Here is a 25,124-nt window from a genome sequence, read left to right as displayed (position 1 = left end):
TAACCCGGTAGGAGAGGGATCAGCCGGTCAAGGTGGCCCTGCTGACAAAGCACTGTACAGGCTTGAAGCGGTAAGGGAACATCAGGCCGCCTACACCAACAGCCTGACGCCGCCAACCAACGATTCTGGAATGTTGCCTCGCGATTAATAGACCGGAGAGAACCATGCGATCATGTTCCCCATCCAATCCTCCAGACAGCGAGCACGACAGCCAGAGACCCCGAACGGTCTGATTGGCTCGACTCCAAGCCAGGAGTCGACTCGCCAACAACAGCGGCCGGGCCAGGGCACTGAAGCAGCTCGCAAGCCATTCACAGCAGAAACTCGCGACGCGTTCGGAAGGAAACAGGATATCGCCGCACGCAGTGGCGGGCCGGCCATTCAGCCAACAATCACCCGGGCCCCTCGTGCGTGGCCTTTCCGATTTACCCGCAACAACCAGCTTCGAATTGCCGGCGCTGGTAAGTCAGCACTAAACAACGGATGCACACCTCCCGCACCACCTTCGCCTTCTCATCGAACCATGGCGTTCGTCGTAACACCAGCTGCCCGCAATCAGCACAACATCCAGCCGTCACCGCATCAAGATCAGAAGAGACAGAGATCATGGCGTTCAATCCTCCTATTCTCTCGAATGGGATGCGAGGCAGACACAACCGGCTTCATTCCACCGAGAAGAGTGCGCAAGCGCGAGCCGCTGGACCATCCCTGGAAGGTCATCCCCTTGGTATGCTTCAGCTCTCGCTGTAATTCCCCGATACGTCCATTGAGCCGGACAATCATGCGCTCCAGTTCGTCCACACGTTCCACCATGGCTTGTTGCTGATGGGTCATCATCATTTTCCCTCCTTGAGTTACGCGTTCTCGCAATGACGAATCACACCGACGAGCACGCCTTCGATGGTAAATTCATCCTCTGGTGTGACGACAAGCGGTTTCATGGCAGCGTTGGCCGGATGGAGTTCAATGTTCCGGGCGCGCTTGAAATAGGTCTTGATGGTCGCTTCCCGGTTCACGAGCGCCACGACTGTCTGGCCGTTCTGAGCGGTCGCCTGCTTGCGAACGACGACCAGGTCGCCCGGGAGAATCCCATCCTCGATCATCGACTCCCCTTTCACACGGAGCGCAAAGGTGTCCCCCCGTCGCACCATGCCGGGAGGGACCTCGACCCATTCCGACTGGGTGACCGGCTCGATCGGAAGACCTGCGGCAACGACCCCCGCCATGGGAATCTGAGTCCTATTGGCCAGCTGCGTGATCGCTACCTGAACCGCGCCGCTGATCCGACGCATGCCGGATTCATAACGAGCCACCGACACCCGCGTCGTGCGCAACGCTGCAGCAAGCTCTTCCTGCGTAAGCCCCAACTGTTCACGGATCTGTCGAAACTCGCTTGATGTCATCATGTAACCGATGGTTACACATAAATTGATCCATTGTCAAGCACCTGCCTATCATCTTTCTTGACTATTCTGGCGGCCTCTTCCAGTGCGGTTTTTGCGATCCGAGCCTGTGCAATTTCCTCAGAAACGAAAACCTTCTGTGCATAAGTCAAGAGCCATATGGATGGTCAAAAAAAATAAAGCCACTATCCACAGCTCATTTTCAAAACACCTGGAGTCCTGGACGAATATGAATGCTAATACATACACATAAGAGAGCCACTACTAGATATTGTGGTCCTGGCAGTCATCATTCTCTATGCTCAATAAATAGGCAACCTGGTGCGAGGCATGAATTAGCGGGTCTATTCGCGGTCAACCGGGTGACTATCAACAGAGATATCCACAGAATTTGGGGAGAGATTTTTTTGACGGAATCTTCATTTTCTTGATTGAAACCTCTGATCCGTTCACCTAGAATCGCGCCGCGACTACCCCTCACTCCTACGTGTGGTGGCACGTCCTGGAAAGCTCAGATGACCGCAGGCTTCTTCCGCAGCTTGTTGGCAGGAATCCTCCTCTCCACCGGATGTGCAGCCAACGTCCGGGATACCGACTTACTGGCCAGTAACAGCCTCATGCTGCCGCCATCGACGGCGCGAACCGTCTTTCTCCAGAGTCGGAACGCGTCAGACAATCAAGCTGTGTCGCTCCACGATCTGAGAGCACGGCTGAATCTCAAAGGGTATGAGGTTGTTCAAGATCCCCAGGCGGCGGCGTATGTCGTGCTGACCAATATCGTCTATTGCAATCAAACCAAGGTCGAACTGCCGGTTGAAGACCTGGTCGCAGGCGGCTATGGCTCAGGAATCGGCAGCTCGATCATGTCGGGGCTCCATGGGCTGACGGGGATGGCCGGCATGGCAGGCCCGCAGGGCGCCCTCATAGGAGGCGCAGCAGGAATGGGCCTCGATGCAGCAGAAGGACTCGGGAATGCCGTAGGCAATATGTTCGGCGGACCGTCACGGCCCGATGCCAATGACAACATCAATTACGCCTGTGTGGCCGATCTCCAGATTACGGAGCTGGCAAGAACGGGCGGAACGCTGCCGGTTCCTCCACCGGGGACAACGCCTCCAGCCGGTGTCTACCAAACCAGGCTGGCGGCCAGCGTGTACCAGAAGAAGCTTGATGAGCAGGAAGCGACTCCATTGGTGCAGCAGCGATTGAGCGCGGCAGTGGCGGGCCACTTCTAAGCACCCCTCGATGACCAGGCGAGTCACCAGACACCTCTCTCCTTGTATCGCGAGCGGATGGCTTGTTGCGCTGCTGTTGCTCACCGGCTGCAGCAACATCTTGCGCTCCGGATTAGTCAACGACACCTCCATCCTCCTCCCACCCAGTACCGCACGTAGCATTTATGTGCAAATCCGCAATACCTCTGAGAATCAGCACGCGACCCCTGCAGATATCCCCGCGAGGCTGATGGCCAAGGGATACCAGGTCGTGAACGATCCCCTTGCTGCTGCCTACTGGCTGCAGACCCAGGTGGTGTACTGCCACAAAGCGGGAGAGGGGGTCAGACCGGAAATGGTCGCCAGGGCCGGATTCGGTGCGGGGATCGGGAGTGGAGGCACCCCGCTCGCCGGCGCTGGCGGGCTCGATATGGATGCCCTGGGCAGCATGTTCGGCGGACCAGGGAGTGGCGGGATGAATCTGCAAGCGATACGCGGAATGGCGATGGCAGGCGGCGCGGCGCCGGACCTCAATGCCATGATGCGGATGGCCATGAGCGGCAGGGGCGGTTATCCGGGGATGGCACCACCGGAACAGAACCACGACAGTCTGTACCTCTGCGTGGCAGACGTGTTGGTCACCGAACAGGGGAAAACCGATCAGCCGCGACTCTACAAAATGCGATCAGTGGCCCATGTCCTCCAAAAGAAGCTGAACATCGAAGAAGCGACGCCCATCGTGCGAGAGAAATTCGGTACCAGCATCACCGGTGCGTTTTAGTCTTCTTCGTTCGTCGGTCCTGAAGCGTCGCTCGTCTCTCGTCCGCAGAAAAGAGCGTATGGCATATCGCTTATAGCGTATGGCCAGGAATCGAGAGTGGGCGGCTCTACTCTCAGCTATAGGCCACGAGCCATACGTTCTGACCCCGATGAGATACGCTTCACATTTCACGCTTCACGGGTATCGAGAACGCCGCTGGCAGGACTTTTTCAACATCCTGCTAGTCGCTCTGCCTCGATACCAGATGGACCGAACCCGCCTTGATCGCGGCCACGACTGGCACGCCGGATGACAACCCGAATTCTTCGACCGTCGAACGAGTGACCATGGCGACGAGCGGAAATCCACAATCGATCGTCACTTGCGCCAATGCCCCAAGCACCGTGGCAGAGATGACGGTCCCGGCCAGGTGATTCCGCGCGCTGCTCGCAGTGGATTGCCCACGTTCCAGCACCACATCCTCCGACCGGATACACACGAACACATCGGGGCCTGCCGATTCACCTTCCACGGCGGTCAACCTGGTCCCGTTCACGCTCACCTGCACCATACCGTCCGAGGATCCAACCACCCGCCCCTTCACAACGGTTTCAATCCCCACGACACGCGCAACATCCGCGTTTTGAGGCCGGCTGAACACCTCGATCGGCGGGCCTACCTGCAGCACGTTCCCCGCACTGATGACAGCCATCACATCGCCGAGGGTGAGGGCTTCGGTCCAATCATGCGTGACGATGATCGACGGCAGCGCCAGCTGTTTCAGCAGACTCCGCAGTTCATCACGCAAATGCACCCGCGTCGGCGCATCCAATGCGGAAAGGGGTTCGTCCAACAACAGCAACAACGGTCGAGGCGCCACCGCGCGCGCAAGGGCCACCCGTTGTTGCTGTCCGCCGGACAGCTCTCGCGGTTTGGCATTCTCCAGTCCACGCAGCTGGAACAACTCCACCATCTCATCGACGCGCTTTTTGCGATCCTGGGCGGAGAGATGGTGGAGGCCATACCCGATGTTTCCCGCCACCGTGTAGGTCGGGAAGAGCGCATAGTCCTGCGCCATGTAGCCGATGTGACGATCTTGCGGCGCCACCCTGACCCCTGACGCGGTATCCAGCCACGTGCGCGACACAAATTGAATGGTGCCCTCTTCCGGCCATTCCAGCCCGGCCACCGATCGAAGGATCGTCGTTTTTCCCGAGCCTGACGGACCGAAGAGGATTAAGACAGTCGAAGCCTCGACCGGATAGGCAATGCGCGCCCGAATCGGAGGACGGCCGGGAAAGGTTTTGACGAGGTCGATGCTTATTTCTGCGGCCATGCTGCCCACACATTACGATTGACCGCATACACGAGGAGCAAGATGGCATAGGAGACGACTAAGAGAAAGAGCGCCGTCTTGGCAGCCCCGGCATAATTTAAGGCCTGCACCTCATCGTAGATATCGATGGACACAGTGCGCGTCTCACCCTCCAGGTTTCCTCCGACCATCAAGACGACTCCGAACTCTCCCATCGTATGGGCGAAACTCAGCACGGCACCGGTCAGCAATCCGGCTTTAGACAGAGGCACGATCAGTTTGAAGAACGTGCCGAGCTTCGACACGCCCAGCGTCCAGGAGGCTTCGATCAACCGCCGATCCACCTGCTCGAACGCCGCAGCGAACGGCTGCACGGCAAACGGGAGGCTATAGAGAATGGAGGCGAGCAGAAGCCCTTCGAAGGTAAAGGGCAGCGGATGCCCGATGAGCTCGTTGTAAAACCGTCCGAGCGGGCTGTGCGGCCCGATGGCGACGAGAATATAAAATCCCAGCACGGTCGGCGGCAGCACCAAGGGCAGTGCCACCACCGACTCCACGAGGAATTTCCAGCGCCGGCGCGAAAAGCTCACCCAATAGGCGATCGGGAGGCCGACGATCATGAGGACAAGCGCCGTGGAAGCAGCCAGCTTGAACGTCACCCAAATCGCAATCCAGTTCATGATCTCGTTCACGCCCGAACCTGTTGTACCGGGTCTACTCCTACCGGATGCTACCGCAGACGACTACTCGACAGAAAACTATTTTCCGACGATGACGTCGGTCGCCTTCACCGCAACCGTGACGGCATCGCCGACTTTGATCCCCATACTTTTCACAGAACCTTCGGTAATTGCCGACACCACTTCCAAGTTACCGACCTTCACCACCACTTCGGCCATTGCCTGGCCTTCGGTGATTCGAACGACCTGGCCTTGAAATTGATTTCTCGCGCTGAGCTTCATGGATGCCTCCTTTGTGGTTCCGGCTGAGACTGGTCAGCCGCGCTGTGTTCTCTCTCGCCCCCCTTACACTCGAATTGGATCCCCCATCGTCTGCCACGCTCTTCGTCTTCCGTGCCCTCGATCGTGCCCATCCCGGCACTGGTATAGCCTTTCACCTCGCCCTCGCGCAGCAGCCGAGAACCGGCTTTGCACTTGGCTTGTATCGCGTCGAGCGCTTGCCGTCGATAAGGCGATCCCATCGGCCCGCCACGGTCCTGCTTGAACATATAGGTCACCACCCCGCCATGGTCCGACTCCTGGCTCATCAGCACAGCCTCAGAACAACCGACGGAAGTCAGGAACGCCAACGCACAGGGGAGCATGGTCCAGCGGCTACTTCGGCAACGTAAATCCATATCGGGTCATCATCTCCTGGCCCTGCGGGCCTTGCATGAAGGCAAGAAACTGCCGGGCAACCTCTTGCTGTTTAGACTGTTTCAGAATCACCGCACCCTGCTCTAACGGTGGATGAAATTCCGCCGGAATTTCCCAGTAGCTGCCGGCGTTCTTCATCACGGGAGCCACCGCCAAGGAGAGGGCGATGATGCCCACATCGCAGGCGCCGGATTCAATAAACTGCGCCGCCTGCGAAATGTTTTCTCCCAGCACCAGGCGATCCTTCACGTCCATGTACACCTGCGCGTGCTCCATTGCGGCAACCGCCGCGCGTCCGTAGGGAGCATGCTTCGGATTGGCAATGGCAATTTTTCTGACCGTGGGCTCGCGCAATACCGCCAGGCCCTTGGCGATGTCGAGCGGAGCCCCCTTGGGCGCCCAGAGCACCACCCGCCCGACCGCATAGCGATACAACGAGCCCGGCACCGTCAGCCCCGCCTCCTCCAGCTTTTTGGGATAGCCGATGTCAGCGGAAAAGTACAGATCGAAAGGGGCGCCCTGCTGGAGCTGGGCGAAAAAGTTTCCCGACGACCCTAACGAGAGTTTCACATGGTGACCGGTCTGCTTCTCAAATTCGCCGATCACCTCTTTGATCGCAAAGCTCAAGTCCGACGCCGCAGCCACGGCAATCTCTTCTGCGCATACCGGACTCGTGGCGCAGAACAGGAGAAGAACAGCAGCAATAAGCCGTTTCATATTCGGTACTCCTTAGAAAAAGATCTGATACTGAACCCGGATGGCGTTTTCGATCAAGGTGCCGCCCACGGCGTCGAGCGGCACAGTCCCGGACCCTGGAGGCAGGGGAGCACTGCGGCCGATGGCATAGCCACCCGTACCGAACTGAGTATTGCTGTAGGTCACCATGATTTGATGATCGTAGGTCCCGTTCAAGAACCAATTGAGCGACACATCCGCCTGCTTGATCAAGTCATTGGCGGAGGCGGTGTCAGGATCCCAATAGGCATACCGTGCCGCAAGCTCTACGGTCCGCGGGATGAGATAGTACCCGCTTTGCACGTACCAACCCATGGCGTTGCCGAAATTATTCGGCGCGGTCGCCGTACAGGCGGCATTCATACAAGGCAAGCCTTTATCGTGCCGGATAACGTTCTTGAAGTAAAACTCTCCCTGCAGCGAGAAGCCGCGATACTTGAACACACCATCGGCAGCCCAGGTGGAATAATCGACGATGCCCAAGCCGAGCTGGCGGCCATTGCCGAAGGCTGCCAGTTGCCGCCGGATATTTAAGTTGGCCAGGTCCAACCCGACGAAGGCATTGTCGGAACTGGTATTGACCCCGGGATTGTAGGAGTAGCCGCCGCCGACGGCCACCTGCGGCGTTTCAGAATAGGCAAGATCACCTTCCCCATAACCGGGGCGGCCCAGGATGTTCCAGTTCAATCGGGCCACATACATGAGCCGGTCTACATCGATGCGCGTGTTCGCGTTCAAATTGCGTTGATTGACGGGACAGCCTGCCGGGGAGGGAAAGGGATTGCCGCCCGTCTGGCCGCCGGGACAACCGACGGTGGCCTCCTCTGATGTGAAGGAACCCAGGCGGTTGAAACTCGGCCCTGCGCCGTTGAACACGCCGAGATAGTAATTCACGGGAAACAATTCTTCGTCGTTCATGATCGTGATGCCGATATCCCGACGATCCAAGCCGCTCGCCGTGAAGGCATCCTGCACGAGCGCACGTTCGGCAAATTGCATCGAGGCCGTGGAATTGATCTGCGACCGATTGAAGTAGACCTTGTATTGGCCGAATTGCACGTTCGCCCACGGCAGACGGGTGTACGTAAAGTTGACGTCGAAGAGCGACAGGGATCCTGGCGACTGCGCGTTCTCGGCCGTCTCCGCCCGCATCTGGATGTAGTATTTAAAGTCCGGATCGAACAGATGGCCCATGAAATAGAACCGCAACCGTCTCACGTTGAACGATGACGTACTGTTCTCCGAACGATTGGCTCGATAATCGCCGAATACCCCCAGCAATTCAGGGAAATTCTTGGCTTCGCCGGGATTGCGCCAGGCGTCGTTGCGGAACCGCTGCGTAAATCGCAGTTGACTGCGAAAGCGGATTTTGAGGAAGAACGCATTATCGTTCATCGAGAGGTTGAATCCACGGTCGTACCAACCGCGAAAACTCGGCGACAGCAACTGGGTGCGTTCCTCCGAATCTTTCAGCACCTGGTCGTACTCCTCCTGGGTAATCATGCCGCTCTTAACGGATCGCTCGAGCAGGAGTTTGAGGGACGGGTCCATGCTTTCAACAAAGACATACTTGCCGTCTTTCTCTACCAGCTTGCCTGAATCTGCCGCCTCGCTCAGAGACCCAGAGCCCAACACAACCAGCAGCAGAGCCATCGCCTGAATGAGGATTCGCCCCGGAAGCCGCTGAGTCCACAATACGCGCACACCTCGCCTGTCTGTGCTCATAACCAACTCCATGATGTCATGTTGTGATCGATAGACGGATCGGCCAGTTCGAAGGCCGGCCGGTGCTCAGCGCGGTGGTGCCGTGCCGGCCTCCCCGGATTTCAAGAACTGCCGATACGCTACCGCCCTGGTCCGCTTGTCGTCGGTGTTCCAAAACCGTCCCGGCTCGAAGTAGAGGATGTAGTCCTTCGGTGTGGGCGGTGGGAGGGGATAGTTGGAGTCGTAATTGTCGGACTTCCGCACGGGGATTTGCGTGTGAAAATATTCGATCGTGACATAAAGATAGGGATCACGGACGGCCATCCATCCGGCAATCGTATCCCGGCCATACTCCGGGTTGAACCCGGGACTACGGAGCTCGAAATGCGCCCGCTCGTCCGGGCCGACTTGCTGAAGGCCCTGCTGAAGGTGTGGCGCCAGGGCCTGGAGTTCATCTTCTCGAAAGAGCGGTTTGGGCGGCAATTCCTCCGTGAACCAGCGCAACGGCAAGCGCTGCTGCTCACGGATCGAAAAGCCCCGCAACAAACTGGCTATCTCCCCGCTGCTCAATTGCACCGGGTGCGTATACGATGTGGGCTCGACTTCTCGTTGCACCCTCACCACCACCCGCTGATCTTCATGCACCGTACGCGTCGTATAGGGTAGCCTGGCACAGCCGCCCAGGGTCAGGCCGACTGACCACCCGGCGACGCAGGTCCAGAGGACCATGTGCCTCCACAGAGCCGGTCTCGTTATGCGTCCCATCTGCCTCTCCTCATGTATGCCGATAAACGGTGACGAACAGATACAATGATGCACTGACTCACATCGCTGAATGACAGGCGGGCTGGGCTATGGACGCCGACCAGCCGGCACGCCATACCCGGCCTCCCGCACGATGGCTTGCGCCTCCGCACTGTGCAGATATCCCAAAAACTCTTCACAGAGACTTCGATTGGGGCAGTACCGTTCCATGGCCATCGAATGCACGGTTTGGGGATATCCTTTTTCCAATTTCGCCACGACCCGAACCCGCTCCTGCGCCGTCACCGCCTCGTGCCCGAACAGAATACCTGCATCGGCCTGCCCGCTCAGCACATGGTCGAGGACGCCACGGGAATCAGTCGCCACGTCGAGACGCCTGTCGAAGGATGCTTCGAGACCCAGCGTGCGCAGCATGGCACCGGTCTGCGCCCCCAAGCGGGTGTGTGAGGGGTCGGCTACTGCGAGGCGACCGCTTCCTCGGCTCAAAGCCTCCAGCGATTCAGCCGCGTCGACCAATGACTCCGGCACGACCAAGACCAATTGCTCCACCGCATAGGATTGTTTCGTTCCCGGCAGCACATAGTATTTTTGCTCCAACCTGGTGAGCACCTCGTCTCCGCCCGGAGCCACAATATGGATGGGGCCGCTGCCGATGAAATACTGGCCGACCATACTATTTTCCATGCCCGCAATCGTTCGCCTCAAATCCAACCCGCTATCGACGTAGAGCTTCATGCGGACGTCAGGATGGGTCCGTTCAAATCCGGCCCCGAGTCGATCAATCACTCCCTTAACGCTGGGCGAACCGGCAATCACAAACGGTTCCTGTCCGGCCCGAGCAGAGCCGTCGCACAGGAGCAGACTCACCCACAGGAGAGTCATGAGCCTCAAAATGATCGCGCTGTTTCGAACTGTCATGTCACTCCACCCCATAGGCTCCAATTGCATTGCCGACAGGACGCGCCTCAATGCACGCGCAGATCATGCACCGTTCCTGTCTCCGTCATGTCGTAGCCGCCGAGGGCATCGATTTCTGCTCGAAAGGATCGACTCACCAGAATATTCAGAAAGGCCTCAATGCCCGGATGGTCTGCGAGATGCGCCTTGGGTACCACGAAGTCATAGCGGGCCCGTTGGAGGGGAAGAAACTCGAGCCCGAACAGATTGGCAGCCGCCCTCACTCCGACGGCCACATCCGCATGGCCTTCCGCAATGGTGCGCGCCACCTGAAAATGGGACCGCCCTATTCGGTCATACCCAAGGACTGTCCCCGGGGCAATGCCGGCGGAAGTCAGCTTTTGATCGAGCAGCAACCGCGCACCTGCCCCCGCCTCCCGGTTGATGAGACTGATATCAGTGCGAGCGAAGTCCTCGACTCCGCGAACCGATTTCGGATTGCCCGGGGCTACGAGCAGCCCTTCTTCCCAGACCGCAAACGTGACGACCAAATATTCGTTGCCCTTGAGATGCCGACGGAGATAAGGAAGGTTCGACTCTCCTGACTGCGCGTCCACGACGTGCACACCCGCCATGTGCACCTCGCCTCGCTTCAGTGCATCGATCGCGGCGGCACTTCCCAGTGTCCATCCCACCACCGTGCAATCTTCTTTTTGCCGTCGCAAGTAGTCGCCCGCCAGAAACACCGAAGGGTCGCATCCAGCCACGGCAATTTCCTGTTCGATGACGCGGCGGTTCCGGAGGAGCCGAACCTGCACTGTACGGGATGGGTGCTGGGAACGCGGCGAGCGGCGGGAGGCTGGCAACGGCAGAACAAGCCCGTCTGCCGGTACGGCGTAGTTCATCACCTCCCCTAGCTCGGCAACCGGTCGGACGATGAATCGCGCCCCCACTCGAGCCACCTTCACGCGCATGGCGTTGCGGGGAGCTTGCATCGGAGCCGAAGCAGTGAACCATTCGCCTTCGACGACCTCTTCTTGCGGAAGCAGTCGGAAGAGATCTTCCACTCGACAGCCGAGGGCCTGCGCAAGCCGGAGCGCGACTGCAGTGGTCGGAAGATATTGATTGGTTTCGATGGCATGCACGGCCTGCCGGGTAATACCGGCCTGGGCCGCAAGTTCGACACGGGAGAGACCTTTGGCCTGCCTGAGCTGGACCAGTAAATTTTCAACAAGCTGGGAATCGTCAGCAGGAATGTGTTTCGTCATAGCGGACCGGACAATGACACAATACATTACACATGTCAAGCATACTGTCATTTTACCAGAAGATGCGTTTCACTCAATTTTTACGAGTCAATTGTTGACAATCTTACATAACTTGATATATTTAATACCTCACCGGAATACAGAAGTTTAATAAAATGCATACGAATTAACATTTTGAAATATTTAAACGGTTTCGAATATCACCAAATCGGAGGTTAGATCAGATGAGAGCCTACACGTTTTTGGGGATTGTCTTGGTGGTCGGCAGCTTGATCGCTGGAACCATCACCTCCGTTCAAGCGGTCGAGGAAGGTCAGCTGGTTAAGAAGGATGGGAAGTGGGAGTACTATTCAGGCGAAGATCCAGGCCTCAAATACCTTTTCTTAAAAGGCATCATCACCCAGGAAGAATACGACAAGGGCCTCAAGGTCCTCGAAAAGCGTGACCAGATCGCGAAGCCGAATTACACCATCGACGTCAATAATGGATTGAACTTTCGCGTCGGTGACAAATTCTTCCTCAAGCTCCGACTGCTCACCCAGGTCCGCTACAGCCACAGTGCCTACAATGAAGGGTGGGGCACCGTCGGCGATTCGAGAAATCCCGAGATCCTCGGCGGCCAGGTGGAATATCGCGCGATCAGGAAGCAAAGCGACTCGAACCAGTTCAGCGTGCCGCGTGCCCGCCTCCAATTCCTGGGCTACGCCTTCGATCCTGACTTCCGCTACAACATCTCCTGGGCCTTCGATCAAACCACATGGAATCAGGAAGGCGGGAGCGGGAGGGCCGGGCTGCTCGATGCCTATATCTCCTCCTGGCATATCCCCTGGTTGACCATTCAGGCCGGTCAACAGCGCGTCTGGTTCAATCGCGCGACCATCAGCTCGATGGCCACTTCAACCTTCGCCGACAACTTGATCGTGCAAAACGCCTTTGCCGCCAACCAGCAGAATAGTCGCGATATCGGCGTCAGCATTTCGAGCGACGAGGACCAGTACAAATTCAACTACGCCTTCGGTATCTGGGGAGGAGTCGGCGCGAATCTCGCCAGAGAGGGAACATCCGTCAGTCAAAATGTGCTCCCCCAGACCGGAACACCCGGAGCGCCGGGGGCGGCGACGACCCGAACGTATAACTATGACACGCGCTTCATGACCGGTGAGATGATGTATACGGCCCGGTTGCTGTACAAGATCGCCGGCAATCCTGGATATGGCCAGGGAGACATCCTGAATTCGCGCAGCCTTCAATCGGCCATCGCCTTCGGCTACGCCTATAACCCGGCACAGAACTATCTCAGCTCGATCCGTTCCGACATTGTCGAGCGGGCCTACCGGCAGGCCGTCGTCAAGGCCTACAACGGCCGCTTGCTCGCCGGTGGAATCTGGGACTTCCAAACCTATGAAGTGGACTTCATCACCAAGTATCAAGGCTGGTCGTTCCAGGCCGAAGGTTACTACCGGCACCAGAGACTGCGTAATGCCAACAGCGGCACCAGCCCCTTCGACCTCAACACCATCCCATCAGCCCAATTCCTGGGCCCGGCCGTCAATCTCGGCCAGGCCTATGGCTGGTACGCCCAGGTGGGCAAATACATCATTCCACGAAAGCTCGAGGTGGCCGTACGATATGGATTCATGGATCCCTCGACGCAGCAGGTCGATGATCTGGTGAAGGAGTTCGGCGCTGCGATCAACTACAGTTTCGACGGTACCTATAACAACCGGCTCGTCGTCGATTACTCGAACATCACCCTGGGGAGCGGCGGTCGCGCCCCGGACCGGTTCCCGTTCGAAAGCCAGCCTGGATTCGGACGAGACCTCATCGAGAATCGAATCAATGTCCAATATCAGTTCTTTTTCTAGACAACCTGAATACGCGACAGTCACGGGAGGACGATCATGACACGACGAAACACATTCTTCGGCATCTGGCTCTTCTTCAGTATGCTGATCGGCATCACCGGAGTGGTGCCCTCGGCGCAGGCCCAGCCGGAGACATTGACCATTGCCGCCGCCAACAGCTTAAAAGACGCGCTCAGAAAAGTGCTGCCACGATTTGAGGCCAAGCACCCTGCAATCAACGTGCGGGTCATCTACGGCCCCTCACAAAGCCTCCGCAAGCAGATCGAAGAGGGCGCACCGGTCGACGTTTTCCTGCCGTCGCTTTTTGAAGAAATCGATCAGCTCGAAACAAAGGGACTGATCATACAAGGTACCAAACGCGCCTTCGCCGGCACCTCGCTGGTGCTGATCACCGGCTCCGCCCTCCCCGCGCCGGTGCGAACGATTCATGACCTGGAAACCGTGCCCGTCCGGCGCATTGCCATCGGCGATCCCAAGACCTCGTCGGTGGGAAAAGTGGCGGCACAATTTCTGAAGTACAGCAAGCTCGAACCCAAACTGAAGTCACAATACGTCTTCGGCGAGCACTCGCGCGCGGTCCTCGATCTCGTGGCCAAGGGCGAAGCCGAAGTCGGCGTGGTGTATCGCACCGATGCCGCCTCTAACGACAAGGTCCGTATCCTGGATACGGCCCCGGTCGAATCCCACACGCCGGTCCGCTACGGCGTCGCAGCCGTATGGACGGCGAAGAACGTCTCCGGCGCAGGCGACTTCATCGAGTTTTTGCTCGCGCCCCAGACCCAAGCCCTCTTTCAGGAATATGGATTTGATCGTGTCACGGGAGACGTCGGTCTCGTTCAGCGGCAGGAGGTGAAACCATGAACGGCATCCGGAACACAGCACAACAGACACATCCTTTGTCGAAACGGGTGATGCTCGCCCTCATCGGACTGGCATTGGTCACCGGTTGCGCCGGCAGACCGGTCACGCCGCCGAAGACTATCTATCAGTCGGGTCTGAGCGAGGTGCGAGTGGAACAGGACCCTGAGTCGACAGCCAACTCGCATCCCGCAGCACTAACGGCGACCGAGGTCGGGACTCTGCTTCGAGGAGTCCGTGCATGGGAACGACGAAACTTCGTGCATCGTTTGTTTGTCGGGGAAGCGGACCGCACCAGGGCATTCCGGAATGAGGAGATTGCCGTGTTGGCGCCGCCGCTCGCGAAGGCGCTGGCACAGGCCGGTCCCACCGAGCGGGTGTACTTCCACCTGAGCCATGCCACTGACCAGGGAGACGAGGAAACGACGACCGGCTGGATCTCCATCAGAGGGCCCGTTCTGCACCTCACCATCAGCGGGGTGCATGACCGGCACAGCCCCGGTCCGGATATCAGTAAATACGACCGGCAGTTGCCGAATATTCCGGAAGCCTCAGCCGCGCACGATGTGACGTTCGAGCCGGAGGAATTTCTGGTCAAGGTGAGTTCAGGCGTACGTCTCTTCTCCCCTGATCAGCGAGAAGAGCTGCAGATTCGATATCGAGAAGCCCTGTCGTCCATGCCGGTGCAACCCGGACTGGAACGCCGAAGCGAGAAAGTTTCGCAGCCCTAGTGCGATCTGCGTGAGCAAGAAAGGAGATCCCATGTCGATCCTGGTCGTCGGCGGTGATTCGGTCGGCGCCATCACAGAACGGGCCTACGCCGGCGGCCACGGATGCGTCGAACACTGGAGCGGACGCAAGACCAGGGATTTAACGAGGTCGATTCCCAAAGATACAGAGGCCGTGGTGCTGGTCCTGGATCGAGTGAACCATACGTTGGCGAGAAAGGTCCGGACCGAAGCGACACGCCGCGGCCTTCCCGTATTTTTCCAGAAACGGGGGCGTCAAGTCCGGGCGGCCGGTGAGCGGCCGCTCGACCTGATGCACTGGCTCGACAGGAAAGAGTGCGCAGCGGTTTTTTAACGAATCACAGGAGTGGCTATCACCATGCACGTCAAGACTCTCACCCGATTCACAATACTTCTCTCATTGTTTGCAATCCTGCCGGCGATCGCCGGCGCTGAACCCCGGGAGCTCCTCCTCGCAGCTTACAGCGTGCCGAAGGAGGCCTACGAAAAGCGAATCATTCCCGCCTTTGTCCGGCAGTGGAAGCAAAAGACAGGAGAGAGCATTCAGGTTCGAAGCTCATTCGCCGCATCCGGCGCACAAGCACGTGCCGTCGCCGGAGGGCTCGATGCGGATATCGCGGCGCTGTCGTTGGAGAGCGATCTGCAGCAGTTGGTGAAAGCCGGCCTCGTAACTCATGACTGGAAGCAAGGTCCCCACAAGGGCATTGTCACGACATCAATCGTCGCACTGGGTGTCCGCAAAGGAAACCCCAAGGCCATCCAAGGCTGGGAAGACCTCACCAAACCAGGCGTCGAAGTCCTCTATCCGAGCCCGAAAACATCTGGCGGGGCGATGTGGGATGTCATCGCGATCTACGGAGCCGGCCTTCACCACGGGAAACAACAGGGTCTCGCCGGCGCCGCGGTGGATCGGCATGCCGTCGATCTCGTCGAACGCGTGCAGCGACACGTCAAAGTCATGGACAAGAGCGGGCGCGAATCGGTGACGACGTTTGAGCGTGGTGTGGGGGATGTGATCGTAACCTATGAAAACGAATTACTTCCGCGGATCAAACAAGGCCGTCCTTACGAGTTGGTCTTTCCCGCTGAAACTGTCGTGGTCGAAAACCCCGTCGCGGTGATCGATCGAAACGCCGACCGGCACCATGTGCGGGATCTGGCCGATGCCTTCGTCTCGTTCCTCAACGGGGAGGAAGCCCAACAGGCCTTTGTGGAATTCGGCTTCCGGCCGACGAACGAGGCCGTCTCCAAGGCCTCTACATCTGTCTTCGTGCATCCGCCGCATGTATTTACGATCGCAGATCTGGGGGGATGGGACCGGGTCTTCGCCGCACTGTTCAGTCCGCAGGGAGCCTGGACGAAAGCCGTGGAGGAAACACGATAGCCTCGGATTGTCCACTTGTTCGGAACGCGTGGCGCGCACATGCACCTGTATCAAAGCGGGCCACGCCTCTTCCCGCCGGTCTCATACGCAAGTCATTCGAACAACGGCTCATTGGCGAACATAGAGGGAAGACGATGCCGCCCGTGACCGCCCATTCGACAGGAACCTTACTGGCACCACACCAGTCACTGTGATACCGTAGGCCCTCACCACGAGGCCTGCATGCGCTGGCTCCACGACCGCTCCATCGGACAAAAATTCTTCATCTCCTTTGGAGTCATCCTCAGTCTGCTGGCCTTGAGCCTCACAGCGCTGCTCGTGTACCTCAGTCGCATCAACAGCTATGTGGACCGCCACAAACGCATTACGGTCCCCGCCATCGTGACCGCGGCCACCATGCAACGTTCCGCCTATGAAATGAACCTCACGCTGCATCTGTTTCTGGAGCAGATCACGAAGGCCGATGCGGCCGACACCCTTGCCCGGCTCAGCCGCCACGCCGAACAGATCCGCAGTTCCCTCGACCTGTACCGTTCCACCCATGCGGCCCGCACCCATCCGATTCTCCTAGGCATGCTGATCCAGCATCAACGCATGGATCTCGCCGACCAGGAAGATCGCGCCATCGCCGAGGTCGATCGAATCCTGTTGGATCTGTCCGCCTTGTGGCAGACCGCGCTCGCCGGACCTCAGCGCGCCGGCGTGGCACCCTCACCGGTCGCCAAGACCGACGGCCTCATCGTGGAACTGATGAACAATCTCGACCAACTGGTCGCCGCGCATCGGGATATCGATGTAGAAATGAAAGTGGAAGGCGATCTGCTGCTCCAACAGGCGCGGCTGATTGCGTTAAGCCTGGTCGCCGTGCTCGGTCTGATGAGCACCGTCATCTATGTCTCCGTCAACCGGCAGATCGCCAAGCCGCTCCAACGTCTCTCCGTCACGGCCGACCGCGTCGCTCACCACGACCTGACTGCGCAATTCGAATCCTGGCCCGGCCGTGACGAAGTCGGCACCTTGGCCGCCTCCCTCTCATCCATGGTCACCAGCCTGCGCGAACAGACAGCCGCGACCGCCCGGAAGACCAAAGAGCTTGAAGCCTTTACCTATTCCGTCGCACACGACCTCAAAGGGCCGTTGCGGGAAATCGAGGGCTTCTCTTCCCTGCTGGAAAAACAATTTGCCGACGGCGGCGACGAGAAGACCCGGCACCAGATCGATGTGATCCGGCGCTCCGCGCTGCGCCTCACGCACATGATCGACGCCTTGCTCAAATATTCCCGGCTGGAGCAACAGAATCTCCCTCGTCAACGCTTCAATGTGTTGGAAATGATCACCACCCTCATCACCGACCGGTTCAGCGGACTCCAGGGTCCGAAGCCGAAAATCCAGGTCGCCCTACCGTTTGCCGATCTCTACGGTGAACCGGTGAGCATCCGTCAAGCGATCGCGAACCTCCTCGACAATGCAGCGAAGTTCTCCCGCCACGCTTCACCGCCGACCATCACCATCGGCGGCACCCGGATGGAACACCAACGCATCCTGTGGGTGCAGGATAACGGGATCGGCTTCGACCCGTCTCACTACGACAAGATCTTCGGACTCTTCGAGCGACTTCACAGCCCGCAGGAATACGAGGGCACGGGCGTGGGCCTCGCGATCGTGAAACTCGTCATGGACAAACATGACGGCCGGGTCTGGGTGGAATCCGCTCCCGGAGCGGGCAGCACATTCTATCTGGCCTTTCCGGAGCGCGCCGAATCCGTCGTGGACCGGCCCTCCCCTCCACCTCATCCTGCTTCAGCGTGACCTCATGACCATGGAACACATGCGCACCCTCATTGTCGACGACGAAGAATTTGTCCGTCTCGTCGTGGAACAGGCGCTCCGCGAGGAAGGCTGCGACACGCAGACAGCGGGCGGCGGGCAGGAAGGCCTCGATCGACTCCGTACGGCCTCATTCGACTGCGTCATCACCGATCTCCGCATGCCCGGTCTCGACGGCCGGGCAATCTTGCGCTGGGTGAAGGAGCATCAACCGGACGTTGATGTGCTCGTCCTGACCGGCCATGGCGACGTCAAAGACGCCGTGGCTGCGATGAAAGACGGCGCGTGGGATTTCCTCATCAAGGACACCCCGTTCGACGGCGCGGCCGTGAAGGCCGCTTTCGCAAGACTTCGCACGGTGCGGGAGCTTCGCCGCGAGAATCTGGCGGCGCGGCACGGCGGGTATCGACAGGACGCGATCGTCGAGGGGATCAGCCAGGCCTGGCGGACGGTGAAGACACAGATCGTGCAAGTGGCCCCGTCGCAGGCCCCGGTGCTGATTCAGGGGGAAACCGGTTCCGGGAAAGACGTGGTCGCGCGCCTGCTGCACGCGCACAGCCGGCGGGCCGAGCGGCCCTTCATCGCCGTCAATTGCGGAGCCGTGAGTCGAGAGTTGCTGGAGAGCGAGTTGTTCGGCTATGAGAAAGGCGCGTTTACCGGCGCCGCCCAGGCGAAACCCGGACTGATCGCCGCCGCCGACGGCGGCTCGTTGTTTCTGGACGAGATCGGCGAAATGCCGGGACCCATGCAGGTCAGCCTGCTGCGGTTTCTCGACCGGAAGGAATACCGCCCTGTCGGCAGTACGCGCACACTCCGGGCGGATGTCCGGATCATCTGCGCCACGAATCGGGACATCCAGGAACTCGTGCTGCAAGGCCGGTTTCGAGACGATCTCCTGTATCGTATCAACACGGTGACGCTGCATGTGCCGCCGTTGCGCGAACGACCGGAGGATCTTGCCGCGCTGGCCGATCATATTCTGCACCACCTTCGTATCCCGGGCACCGCAACGAGAACGCTCAGCCCGGAAGCCCTCGCACACCTGGCGACCTACCGCTGGCCGGGAAACGTGCGCGAACTTCGCAATGTGATCGAACGCATTGTCCTGATGAGTCCGAACTCCGGACCGATTACCTGCGAAGAAGTCCTGCAGGTGCTCCCTCGGGCGGCGTCCGCATCATCACCCGACGACCGGTCCCACCTGCCCCTCGATGAGATCGAACGCCTGCATATTCAACTGGTGCTGGAATCCAGCGGCGGCAACAAAACCAAAGCCGCCCAAACCCTCCGGATCGACTACAAAACGCTGTTGGCGAAACTGAAGAAGTACGACGGCGGGGGCTAAAAGGAGCATTCAATATGGACAGGCCGGGATCATCAGGCGAACAGCGTGCACAAGAGCGATTCGGCACCTCGGCTCGCGCAACAGCATTTTATGCCCACCAAACCCTGCCCCACCTCAATCAGCAGATGCAACAGTTCATCGCCCGGATGGAGATGGTCTTCATTGCCACCGCCGACGGGAAGGGTGCGTGTGATTGTTCCTTTCGAGCCGGCGAACCGGGATTCGTGCAGGTGCTCGACGAGAAGACCCTGGTCTACCCGGAATACCGGGGTAACGGGGTGCTGGCGAGTCTGGGGAACATTCTGGAGAATCCGCACATCGGGTTGATGTTTCCCGACTTCTATCAGAGCACGGTCGGGCTCCACGTCAATGGAACCGCGCGTGTGCTCAACCCGAGCGAAACGGAGAGCCTCTCCCAGCTTCCGGCACGCATCGCCGAAGCCGCTCACATCAAGGGCGGGCGCCACCCCAAGGCGTGGGTGCTCATCGGCGTGGAAGAAGCCTACATCCACTGTTCCAAGCATGTGCCGCTCCTCAAGCGACTGGATAAGCAGATTGCCTGGGGCAGCGACGACGAGCAGGCCAAAGGCGGGAATTTCTTCAAGGTCACTCCCTGAGCCACTCACCAGCGCGCCGGAAGCGAACAGCCCGCTCGCTACTTTTTCTCCTTGGCGCGGGCCAGGGCCAGTGCAAATGCCCCGATGGGCTGAGGCTCACGGGGTCCACCCCGCTGCTGATCGGCGGGGCGTCGGTCGCGCGTGTCACGCGGCCCTCCGGCACGGGGATCAGGCTGTGAGGCCGGCGTCGCGGCATCCTCCATGCGCATGGTCAGCGAAATCCGTTGTCGCGGCACATCGACGGCCAGCACCTTCACCTTCACGATCTGACCCGGTTTCACGACTTCGTGCGGATCTTTGACGAACTTGTTCGCCAGCGCAGACACATGCACGAGGCCGTCCTGATGCACGCCGATATCGACGAATGCGCCGAAGGCCGCGACATTGGTCACCACTCCTTCGAGCACCATCCCGGCTTGCAGATCGGCAAGCGACTCAACCCCGTCCCGGAAGGTGGCCGTCTTGAACTCCGGACGCGGATCACGGCCTGGTTTTTCCAGCTCCGTGAGGATATCGCGCACCGTCGGCAGACCGAAGGTCTCGTCGGTGAATTCCGCCGGCGAGAGTTCCTTCAACGCGGCCGGTTTGCCCATGACCTCGGCAATGCCTTTATTCAACCGCGCCAGCATGCGCTCGACCACCGGGTAGGCTTCCGGGTGGACGGCGGAACGATCCAACGGGTTGTCGCCGTCGTTGATCCGCAGGAACCCCGCCGCCTGCTCGAACGTCTTCTCGCCGAGGCGCGGTACCTTGAGGATCATGTGCCGGTTCTGGAACCGACCGTGGGTGTCACGGTACTCCACGAGGTTTTGCGCCAGCACGCGATTCAAGCCGGATACCCTCGCCAGCAACGGAGCCGACGCGGTATTCACGTCCACACCCACCGCATTCACGCAGTCTTCGACCGTCGCATCGAGCGATCGCGCCAGGGCACGCTGATTGACATCGTGTTGGTACTGGCCGACGCCGATTGATTTGGGATCGATCTTGACCAGTTCGGCCAACGGATCCTGCAACCGTCTGGCAATCGACACGGCGCCGCGTAGACTCACATCCAGCGCTGGAAACTCCGCGGCGGCAAAGGCCGAGGCCGAATAGACGGAGGCGCCGGCTTCACTTACCACAATCTTCGCCAGTTTCTGTTCCGGTTTCTGCTCCGCCACCAGCTTGACGACTTCGGCGGCAAATTTGTCGGTCTCCCGGCTTGCGGTACCATTGCCGATGGAAATCAATTCGACACCGTGCCGAAGCACCAACTGGGTGATCGTCGCCAAGGCCCCCTGCCAATCGTTACGCGGTTGATGCGGGTAGATCGTCGCCGTGTCCAGCAATTTCCCGGTCGCATCCACAACCGCCACTTTACAGCCGGTGCGGAGACCAGGATCGAGACCGAGCACGGCCTTCGGACCGGCGGGCGCCGCCAGCAGCAGCTCATGGAGATTACGACCGAAGATCTTGATTGCCTCCGCTTCGGCGGCTTCGCGCACCTGCAGCAACAGCTCGGTGCTCAGATGCAGATGCACTTTCACGCGCCAGGCCCAATAGCAGACATCGGTCAGCCATTTGTCGGCACGGCGCCCGCGATTCTCAATACCGAAGTGGGCGGCAATCATCGCCGCGCAGGGATGCGGCACGATGGCTTCGAGACTTTCCCCTAACCCGAGGTCGAGCTTCAACACACCCAACGTGCGGCCGCGAAACATCGCCAGGGCACGATGCGAGGGAATGGTACGGATGGTTTCCGAATAGGCGTAGTAATCGCGAAACTTTTCTTCTTCCGCCGTTTCCTTGCCGGGCATGACCGTGGAGGTCACAATGCCTTCGTTCCACAATTTTGTGCGTAGCGTCGCGAGCAGCTCAGCGGTTTCAGCGAATCGTTCGACCAGAATATCGCGGGCGCCCTCGAGCGCCGCCTTCGCGTCGGGTACGTTGACGGCTTCGACGCCTTCCGCTGCAGCTACCACCTTGACATACTTGGCGGCTTCCTGGTCCGGATCGAGCGTCGGGTCGGCGAAGAGCGCGTTCGCCAATGGCTCCAGTCCGGCCTCGCGCGCAATCTGCGCCTTGGTGCGACGTTTGGGTTTATAGGGCAGATAGATATCTTCCACGGCTTGTTTCGTCGCAGCCTGCTCGACCGCCCGGCGCAGCTCGTCGGTCAATTTCCCCTGCTCGTCGATCGACGCGAGAATCGTCTGCCGCCGCTCTTCCAATTCACGGAGATACAAGAGGCGCTCTTCCAGGGTGCGCAGGTGCGTGTCGTCCAAGTTGTTGGTAGCCTCTTTGCGATAACGCGCTATAAAGGGCACCGTCGCTCCACCGTCCAGCAACGTCACCGCGGCCGCAATCTGCGGGGCGGTCACTCCAAGTTCCTTGGCGATGAGATCGACGATGCGTTGCTGGGCTGCAGATGAAATGGTCGGTGTCGTTGGAGAAGTCATAGGTGCGTATTGGGCTTTCCGAAAGCGAGATCCGGCCGGAGGCGACCCTCCCGGTCTCAGCGGCTTTCTTGTGAGATGAATTCGAAGACTTGGCCGGCGCGACTCCTATGATCGTTCGCACGGGCCGACAGGGAATCTAGCAGAAGATTCGCGCAACTTCCAGGCCGGATGCGCGGCCACTCACCTCTCTTCACATGGGAGCAGATGCGGCGGTGTACGACACCCTGCGGAACCAACCGGCATCCCCTCATCCAACATGGTATAGTTCGACCCGTCGCAACACAGGACCATCGCGAATCGGGTCGGGCCCCCGTCACGTATCCATGCCGAAGCATCTCAACAACCAATCTTCTTCCGTCTCCCTCACCGTGGCCGCCATGGGAGTGGTCTATGGCGACATCGGAACCAGCCCGCTGTATGCCCTGCGCGAGTGTTTTCACGAATCGCATGGCCTGCCGGTCACTCCCGACAACGTGCTGGGGATTCTGTCCATGATCGTGTGGTCGCTCGTGCTCGTCGTCACCGTGAAATATCTGCTGTTCGTAATGAAAGCCGACAACGAGGGCGAAGGAGGCATGCTGGCGCTCCTGGCGCTCAGCCAGCAGTCCCGCCCGGTCGATCTCCGCAAAGGGCTCAACGTGGTCGTCACACTCGGCTTGATCGGCGTGGCGTTTCTCTATAGCGACGGCATCATTACACCGGCCATTTCGGTCCTTAGCGCGGTCGAAGGGCTCACGCTGACCACCGACGTGTTTACCCCCTACATCCTGCCTCTGACCGTCGCGCTGGTCGCCTTGTTGTTCATGATCCAACGCCGGGGCTCCGGAACGATCGGGAGCATCTTCGGCCCCATCATGCTGCTCTGGTTTGTCACGATGGCCCTGCTCGGGCTCCACAGTTTGATCCAAACCCCGGAGGTTCTGCGTGCCGCCAATCCGTTGTATGCGATCCAGTTTTTGATTCGGCATGCAGGAGTCGGCATCCTGGTGCTGGGCAGTGTGTTTCTGGTCCTCACGGGTGCCGAAGCGCTGTATGCCGACATGGGTCACTTCGGACGCCGACCGATCCAACTCGGCTGGTTTGTGGTGGCCTTGCCCGCCCTTCTGCTCCAATACTTCGGCCAGGGTGCGCTCCTCATGCGGACCCCGGCGGCTCTGGCCAATCCCTTTTACTTCCTGGCCCCCGACTGGATGCTGTACCCCTTGATCGCGCTGGCGACCATGGCCACCGTCATCGCATCCCAAGCCATGCTGTCCGGGGCCTTCTCGTTGACCTTGCAAGCCGTTCAATTGGGCTATCTGCCGCCGTTGCGGATCACCCACACGTCCGCCGAGCAACATGGCCAAATCTACTTTGGCCTGTTGAATTGGTTCATGTTCATCGGCACCGTCGGTCTGATCCTTACCTTCGGATCGTCCAGTAATCTGGCCGCAGCCTATGGCATCGCCGTCTCGGGTTCCATGATCATCACGACCCTCCTGATGTACCGCGTGGTCCAGGCCCATTGGCAATGGAGCCCGCTACCGGCAGCCATGGCGGTCGGGGGCTTCCTGCTCATCGATCTCGCCTTCTTTCTCGCGAATGCCCAAAAAATTCCCCATGGCGGATGGTTCCCGCTGCTGCTCGGCGCGGCCGTGTTCACCGTCATGAGTACCTGGGCGCGAGGACGCGCGATCGTGGCAGACCACTTGCGCGAGCAGTTTCCTCCATTGCGTCAATTCGCCCGGGACGTCTTGTCGCAGGTGCAATGCAGAACCGCCGGGCGCGCCGTATTTTTATCTCAACATCCCGACATCACCCCGCCCGCCTTGCTGCAAAATGTCCGGCACAACAAATCTCTGCACGAGCAAGTCTATATCCTCACAGTCCGCACAGAGCCTGTGCCCTACGTTCCATCCGGAGGCCCGCTGGAAATCACCACCATCCAGGAGAACCTGTTTCAAGTTGTCGCCAGATGCGGATTCATGGAAACGCCGGACATTCCACGTGTACTCACCTACCTCGCAGCCCGCGGCCATACCCTCCCTGTCGAGGAGACCACGTTCTTCCTGAGCAGACTGACCTTTTTGGCGACGCCGAAACCGGGGATGGCAATCTGGCGGGAAAAAATATTTGTCTTCCTCTCACGAAATACCCAGAGAGCCAGTTCCTATTTCCACCTACCGGCGGAACAGGTGGTTGAAATCGGACTGGTGCTGGAGATTTGATCGCAACAGGCGCGCTCATGGCACAGGTCTGCGCTCGGTCAATGCATTGGACAAGTAATCCGTTGTATCTCTTTTGATAACAGCACCGTGCTTTTCGGATACTCCACTCCTTCATGCTCTCCTTCCTCGCAAATACATGCATTTCGCATCACCGCACAAAATAAGCAAAGACCGCTCACCGCGTTTCCCGGTATAGCATTTGCTGCTGAATTGATGAGGTGGAGCCTTGGCTGCGGCTTACGATCCGCGCTTTTCGACTTCGACATGGTGGAATCGAAGCACAGCACCTTGGCTGGCTCATCGCAATGTTCAGCGGGTTACAAACGGAGTATGATGCGCTCCTAGCTGCTCCATAGTACGCAGGCTTTCGTATGTGACACTCGAATCAGCCTGGTAT

23 protein-coding genes are annotated in these 25,124 nt (G+C 59.2%); 11 read left to right on the top strand and 12 right to left on the bottom strand.

The window, feature by feature from the left end:
- Positions 1-588: 588 nt before the first annotated feature.
- Both H8K11_04200 and lexA read right to left on the bottom strand, forming a co-directional pair.
- The gene (locus tag H8K11_04200; GenBank protein ID MCS6262937.1) at positions 589-840 is read right to left on the bottom strand and encodes a hypothetical protein; all 252 of its coding nucleotides are present in this window, start codon (positions 838-840) and stop codon (positions 589-591) included.
- 14 nt (positions 841-854) lie between these two features.
- Positions 855-1,406 (bottom strand): repressor LexA, encoded by a 552-nt coding sequence (lexA, locus tag H8K11_04195; GenBank protein ID MCS6262936.1) that lies wholly within the window; start codon positions 1,404-1,406, stop codon positions 855-857.
- A 512-nt stretch (positions 1,407-1,918) separates the two neighbouring features.
- On the opposite strand from lexA, the gene H8K11_04190 reads away from it, so the two are divergent.
- Both H8K11_04190 and H8K11_04185 read left to right on the top strand, forming a co-directional pair.
- Complete coding sequence (locus H8K11_04190; GenBank protein MCS6262935.1) at positions 1,919-2,638, top strand: hypothetical protein; 720 nt, start codon at positions 1,919-1,921, stop codon at positions 2,636-2,638.
- A gap of 10 nt (positions 2,639-2,648) precedes the next feature.
- A complete protein-coding gene (locus H8K11_04185; protein ID MCS6262934.1) occupies positions 2,649-3,398 on the top strand; it encodes a complement resistance protein TraT in 750 nt (249 codons plus the stop codon).
- A gap of 220 nt (positions 3,399-3,618) precedes the next feature.
- Here the strand turns inward: H8K11_04185 and H8K11_04180 are convergent, their stop codons facing one another.
- The 9 genes from H8K11_04180 to H8K11_04140 all read right to left on the bottom strand — a co-directional run bounded on the left by H8K11_04180 (position 3,619) and on the right by H8K11_04140 (position 11,437).
- Complete coding sequence (locus H8K11_04180) at positions 3,619-4,713, bottom strand: ABC transporter ATP-binding protein (GenBank protein ID MCS6262933.1); 1,095 nt, start codon at positions 4,711-4,713, stop codon at positions 3,619-3,621.
- A complete protein-coding gene (gene modB / locus H8K11_04175) occupies positions 4,698-5,372 on the bottom strand; it encodes a molybdate ABC transporter permease subunit (GenBank protein ID MCS6262932.1) in 675 nt (224 codons plus the stop codon). The genes H8K11_04180 and modB overlap by 16 nt, the downstream gene beginning before the upstream one ends.
- A 78-nt stretch (positions 5,373-5,450) precedes the next feature.
- On the bottom strand, positions 5,451-5,654 hold the full coding sequence (locus H8K11_04170) for a TOBE domain-containing protein (protein MCS6262931.1): 204 nt from the start codon (positions 5,652-5,654) through the stop codon (positions 5,451-5,453).
- Positions 5,651-6,049 carry a hypothetical protein gene (locus H8K11_04165; protein ID MCS6262930.1) on the bottom strand — a complete coding sequence of 133 codons (399 nt, stop codon included), beginning with the start codon at positions 6,047-6,049 and terminating at the stop codon, positions 5,651-5,653. Before H8K11_04165 ends, H8K11_04170 begins: the two co-directional genes overlap by 4 nt.
- Complete coding sequence (gene modA / locus H8K11_04160; protein ID MCS6262929.1) at positions 6,027-6,785, bottom strand: molybdate ABC transporter substrate-binding protein; 759 nt, start codon at positions 6,783-6,785, stop codon at positions 6,027-6,029. The genes H8K11_04165 and modA (H8K11_04160) overlap by 23 nt, the downstream gene beginning before the upstream one ends.
- Before the next feature lie 12 nt (positions 6,786-6,797).
- The gene (locus H8K11_04155) at positions 6,798-8,528 is read right to left on the bottom strand and encodes a hypothetical protein (GenBank protein ID MCS6262928.1); all 1,731 of its coding nucleotides are present in this window, start codon (positions 8,526-8,528) and stop codon (positions 6,798-6,800) included.
- 66 nt (positions 8,529-8,594) lie between these two features.
- Positions 8,595-9,236, bottom strand: a complete 642-nt coding sequence (locus H8K11_04150) for a hypothetical protein (GenBank protein ID MCS6262927.1) — start codon at positions 9,234-9,236, stop codon at positions 8,595-8,597.
- A gap of 123 nt (positions 9,237-9,359) precedes the next feature.
- Positions 9,360-10,190: a molybdate ABC transporter substrate-binding protein gene (modA, locus tag H8K11_04145; GenBank protein MCS6262926.1), complete on the bottom strand. Its 831-nt coding sequence runs from the start codon at positions 10,188-10,190 to the stop codon at positions 9,360-9,362.
- Between the two features lie 47 nt (positions 10,191-10,237).
- The gene (locus H8K11_04140; GenBank protein ID MCS6262925.1) at positions 10,238-11,437 is read right to left on the bottom strand and encodes a helix-turn-helix domain-containing protein; all 1,200 of its coding nucleotides are present in this window, start codon (positions 11,435-11,437) and stop codon (positions 10,238-10,240) included.
- Between the two features lie 224 nt (positions 11,438-11,661).
- Between H8K11_04140 and H8K11_04135 the strand changes: the two genes are divergently transcribed.
- From H8K11_04135 to H8K11_04100, 8 genes are all read left to right on the top strand, one after another.
- Positions 11,662-13,302: a hypothetical protein gene (locus H8K11_04135; protein ID MCS6262924.1), complete on the top strand. Its 1,641-nt coding sequence runs from the start codon at positions 11,662-11,664 to the stop codon at positions 13,300-13,302.
- A gap of 36 nt (positions 13,303-13,338) precedes the next feature.
- The gene (gene modA, locus H8K11_04130; GenBank protein MCS6262923.1) at positions 13,339-14,163 is read left to right on the top strand and encodes a molybdate ABC transporter substrate-binding protein; all 825 of its coding nucleotides are present in this window, start codon (positions 13,339-13,341) and stop codon (positions 14,161-14,163) included.
- Entirely contained in the window at positions 14,160-14,891 is a 732-nt protein-coding gene (locus tag H8K11_04125) for a hypothetical protein (GenBank protein ID MCS6262922.1), read from the top strand. The genes modA (H8K11_04130) and H8K11_04125 overlap by 4 nt, the downstream gene beginning before the upstream one ends.
- Positions 14,892-14,922: 31 nt before the next feature.
- Positions 14,923-15,243: a DUF2325 domain-containing protein gene (locus tag H8K11_04120; GenBank protein ID MCS6262921.1), complete on the top strand. Its 321-nt coding sequence runs from the start codon at positions 14,923-14,925 to the stop codon at positions 15,241-15,243.
- 24 nt (positions 15,244-15,267) lie between these two features.
- On the top strand, positions 15,268-16,293 hold the full coding sequence (locus H8K11_04115; protein MCS6262920.1) for a sulfate ABC transporter substrate-binding protein: 1,026 nt from the start codon (positions 15,268-15,270) through the stop codon (positions 16,291-16,293).
- 222 nt (positions 16,294-16,515) lie between these two features.
- Positions 16,516-18,102, top strand: coding sequence for a HAMP domain-containing protein (locus H8K11_04110; GenBank protein ID MCS6262919.1), 1,587 nt, complete (start codon positions 16,516-16,518; stop codon positions 18,100-18,102).
- 19 nt (positions 18,103-18,121) lie between these two features.
- A complete protein-coding gene (locus tag H8K11_04105; GenBank protein ID MCS6262918.1) occupies positions 18,122-19,465 on the top strand; it encodes a sigma-54-dependent Fis family transcriptional regulator in 1,344 nt (447 codons plus the stop codon).
- Positions 19,466-19,479: 14 nt separating this feature from the next.
- Positions 19,480-20,082, top strand: coding sequence for a pyridoxamine 5'-phosphate oxidase family protein (locus H8K11_04100; protein MCS6262917.1), 603 nt, complete (start codon positions 19,480-19,482; stop codon positions 20,080-20,082).
- Between the two features lie 38 nt (positions 20,083-20,120).
- Here the strand turns inward: H8K11_04100 and H8K11_04095 are convergent, their stop codons facing one another.
- A complete protein-coding gene (locus H8K11_04095; protein MCS6262916.1) occupies positions 20,121-22,520 on the bottom strand; it encodes an RNA-binding transcriptional accessory protein in 2,400 nt (799 codons plus the stop codon).
- Between the two features lie 323 nt (positions 22,521-22,843).
- Here H8K11_04095 and H8K11_04090 point away from each other — a divergent pair, with 323 nt between their 5' ends.
- Positions 22,844-24,727: a potassium transporter Kup gene (locus tag H8K11_04090; protein ID MCS6262915.1), complete on the top strand. Its 1,884-nt coding sequence runs from the start codon at positions 22,844-22,846 to the stop codon at positions 24,725-24,727.
- Positions 24,728-25,124 lie beyond the last annotated feature (397 nt).

It is taken from the genome of Nitrospira sp. (assembly GCA_024998565.1).
Classification (GTDB): Bacteria; Nitrospirota; Nitrospiria; order Nitrospirales; family Nitrospiraceae; genus Nitrospira_A.
Note: the sequence above shows the minus strand (reverse complement) of the source record. Positions and strands in the feature narration are given on the sequence as shown.

Coding starts and splice junctions, on each gene's coding strand:
- H8K11_04090 (MCS6262915.1), top strand. CDS start 22,844: ATGCCGAAGCATCTCAACAACCAATCTTCTTCCGTCTCCCTCACCGTG.
- H8K11_04180 (MCS6262933.1), bottom strand. CDS start 4,713: ATGGCCGCAGAAATAAGCATCGACCTCGTCAAAACCTTTCCCGGCCGT.
- H8K11_04140 (MCS6262925.1), bottom strand. CDS start 11,437: ATGACGAAACACATTCCTGCTGACGATTCCCAGCTTGTTGAAAATTTA.
- H8K11_04125 (MCS6262922.1), top strand. CDS start 14,160: ATGAACGGCATCCGGAACACAGCACAACAGACACATCCTTTGTCGAAA.
- modA (MCS6262923.1), top strand. CDS start 13,339: ATGACACGACGAAACACATTCTTCGGCATCTGGCTCTTCTTCAGTATG.
- H8K11_04150 (MCS6262927.1), bottom strand. CDS start 9,236: ATGGTCCTCTGGACCTGCGTCGCCGGGTGGTCAGTCGGCCTGACCCTG.
- H8K11_04115 (MCS6262920.1), top strand. CDS start 15,268: ATGCACGTCAAGACTCTCACCCGATTCACAATACTTCTCTCATTGTTT.
- H8K11_04185 (MCS6262934.1), top strand. CDS start 2,649: ATGACCAGGCGAGTCACCAGACACCTCTCTCCTTGTATCGCGAGCGGA.
- lexA (MCS6262936.1), bottom strand. CDS start 1,406: ATGATGACATCAAGCGAGTTTCGACAGATCCGTGAACAGTTGGGGCTT.
- modB (MCS6262932.1), bottom strand. CDS start 5,372: ATGAACTGGATTGCGATTTGGGTGACGTTCAAGCTGGCTGCTTCCACG.
- H8K11_04105 (MCS6262918.1), top strand. CDS start 18,122: ATGCGCACCCTCATTGTCGACGACGAAGAATTTGTCCGTCTCGTCGTG.
- H8K11_04095 (MCS6262916.1), bottom strand. CDS start 22,520: ATGACTTCTCCAACGACACCGACCATTTCATCTGCAGCCCAGCAACGC.
- H8K11_04165 (MCS6262930.1), bottom strand. CDS start 6,049: ATGGATTTACGTTGCCGAAGTAGCCGCTGGACCATGCTCCCCTGTGCG.
- H8K11_04200 (MCS6262937.1), bottom strand. CDS start 840: ATGATGATGACCCATCAGCAACAAGCCATGGTGGAACGTGTGGACGAA.
- H8K11_04100 (MCS6262917.1), top strand. CDS start 19,480: ATGGACAGGCCGGGATCATCAGGCGAACAGCGTGCACAAGAGCGATTC.
- H8K11_04120 (MCS6262921.1), top strand. CDS start 14,923: ATGTCGATCCTGGTCGTCGGCGGTGATTCGGTCGGCGCCATCACAGAA.
- H8K11_04155 (MCS6262928.1), bottom strand. CDS start 8,528: ATGAGCACAGACAGGCGAGGTGTGCGCGTATTGTGGACTCAGCGGCTT.
- modA (MCS6262929.1), bottom strand. CDS start 6,785: ATGAAACGGCTTATTGCTGCTGTTCTTCTCCTGTTCTGCGCCACGAGT.
- H8K11_04170 (MCS6262931.1), bottom strand. CDS start 5,654: ATGAAGCTCAGCGCGAGAAATCAATTTCAAGGCCAGGTCGTTCGAATC.
- H8K11_04190 (MCS6262935.1), top strand. CDS start 1,919: ATGACCGCAGGCTTCTTCCGCAGCTTGTTGGCAGGAATCCTCCTCTCC.
- H8K11_04110 (MCS6262919.1), top strand. CDS start 16,516: ATGCGCTGGCTCCACGACCGCTCCATCGGACAAAAATTCTTCATCTCC.
- modA (MCS6262926.1), bottom strand. CDS start 10,190: ATGACAGTTCGAAACAGCGCGATCATTTTGAGGCTCATGACTCTCCTG.
- H8K11_04135 (MCS6262924.1), top strand. CDS start 11,662: ATGAGAGCCTACACGTTTTTGGGGATTGTCTTGGTGGTCGGCAGCTTG.